This is a genomic window from Chloroflexota bacterium (assembly GCA_015478725.1).
Taxonomy (GTDB): Bacteria; Chloroflexota; Limnocylindria; order Limnocylindrales; family CSP1-4; genus C-114.
Genome location: JADMIG010000081.1, coordinates 1 through 1,978, shown reverse-complemented (window position 1 = coordinate 1,978; position 1,978 = coordinate 1). Strand labels below are relative to the sequence as shown.

General features: G+C 65.2%; 1 protein-coding gene. It reads right to left on the bottom strand.

The annotated features are described in order from the left end of the window. Positions 1-114: 114 nt before the first annotated feature. Positions 115-1,863, bottom strand: a complete 1,749-nt coding sequence (locus IVW53_15815; GenBank protein MBF6607030.1) for an IS1634 family transposase — start codon at positions 1,861-1,863, stop codon at positions 115-117. Positions 1,864-1,978 lie beyond the last annotated feature (115 nt).

Sequence of the window (1,978 nt, the reverse complement as noted above, 5' to 3'; positions counted from 1 at the left end):
CCGGGATTACTGAGATGATGGGCACACGGCACCCCCAGAAACAGGATCTGAGCTGGGAGAACGTGCGCGAAGGGGAATTTGAGGCGTGTTACTACGCGAGCCTGTGACCAGGGACTACGCGGAGGCCGCCGGAAGCTCGAAATCGAGGAACCGGCCGGGCTCGGGGATGTCGAGCCTGGCCAGGATCTCGGCCTGACGTGTCGTGGTGGCCGTGCGCTGGGCCACCCGGCCCTCGGCCGTCTCCATGGTGACCAGGTGCATGCGGTCGAGCTCGTGGCGGACGTTGCGCCAGGTGTCCCCGGTGGCGTTCTCGACGACGCGGATGAGGAGGAGGGCCAACCAGCAGAGCTGGACGTGGCTCCTGATCCGGTCCTCCCGGTGATGGAAGACCGGACGCAGTCCGAGCGACCCCTTCATGTCCCGCCAGCCGCGCTCGACTTCGAGCAGCTGCTTGTAGGCGAGGGCCAGGTCGGTGGGAGTGAGGCTGTCGTCACTGGTGCGCAACAGCCACTTGCCATCGAGCTTCTCCTCGCGTGCGATGGCCGCCTTGTCGATGCGGAACCGTCCGTCCTGGAGTCTTCGGACGAGACGCCAGAGAGCCGGTGTGGTCTTGAGTCTGCCGGCCAGCTCGTCACGACGTGACTTGCTCGACTCATCGGTGCCTGCGATCTGTGACTCCAGATAGGTGACGAGGTTGGCCCGGACCTGCTGGTCGCGTTCGGCCGCTTCGGGGTTGAAGCAGACCACGAAGCGCTGTCGACGCTCACCGTCACCCACCACAACCTCCTTCACCTGGAGGTTGCCGGCGGCCGTGTGGAATCGGCCGGGACGGGAGAGAGCTTCCTTCGCTTCGCCACTGGCGTTTCGCAGCTTCTCGGCCACGATGTAGTGGCCCCCACCCTTCTGGAGGTAGACCCGGTTGGCGGCGGAGTTGAAGCCCCGGTCGGCCACCCACACCACCCGGTTGAGCATCCATCCGGCCAGGTCGTCCTTGATGGTGCGGATGATCACCTGGTCCGAGGTCTTGCCGGGGAACGTCCAGCACCGCACCGGCACGCCCTCGGCGGTGACGGCCATGCCGATGACCACCTGGGGGAGGTCGGGCCGGTGGTCCTTGCTGTGCTTGTTGAAGTGGCGGACCGCTTGCTCTTCAGGACCGGGATCCTCGGGACCGATGCCCTTGGACTTGGACGTGGCCTTCTCCTCTGCACTCTGGGCCAGGTCCAGGTCGGCCTCGCCGTCGGCCACGTCCCGTTCGAAGTAGGTGGAGGTGGTGTCGACGAAGATGATGTCGCAGGACAGGTTCAACAGGTTGGCCGTCGTCGAGAAGATCCGCTCGGCGATCTCGGGAAGTGCAGCAAGGAGGAAGTCCATAGCCGCATAAGCCGCCTGATCGTCGAAGTCCGGACAACCGACGAGGGCCACCCGCTCCTGGGTCCACCGGACGGCGGCCAACTTGGAGGCGGGCTCAAGACACCGCTGGGCCACCAGCGCGAAGCAGATCCGTTCGACCAGGTCCCCGTCGATGCGGCGGTCCTCGGCCGACGATCGCAACGCGGCAGCGATACCCAACCGCTCCCAGAGCTGGTCCAGCACGAAGGCGCCGCCCAACCGACGGGAGTCGATGATCTCGATGTCGGCCGAGGTGACCGAGGAGTCGGTCATCGGAAAGTCGAGGATCCGACTGATGGAGGACACCAAGCGGGCCAGCGCCACCTTGTCGACCTTGTCCTTCCGGCCGAAGTTGTGGATGACTTTGGCCACCGGCGAACCGGTGACCGGGTGGCGCTCGTTGTGGGCGAGCTGGAGATAGGTGACCTTGGAGCCGTCCTTGTTCCGGCGACTGGACTCCCGCAAGTACACGCCTACATTGTCACTAAATCACGCTGGTCAGTCAAGTAGGCGTGTGCCTACGCTTTTCGGAGTTTCCAGCAGTCCGCAGCGCTGTGACCAGGGACGATGTCATCCGGGACCCCCG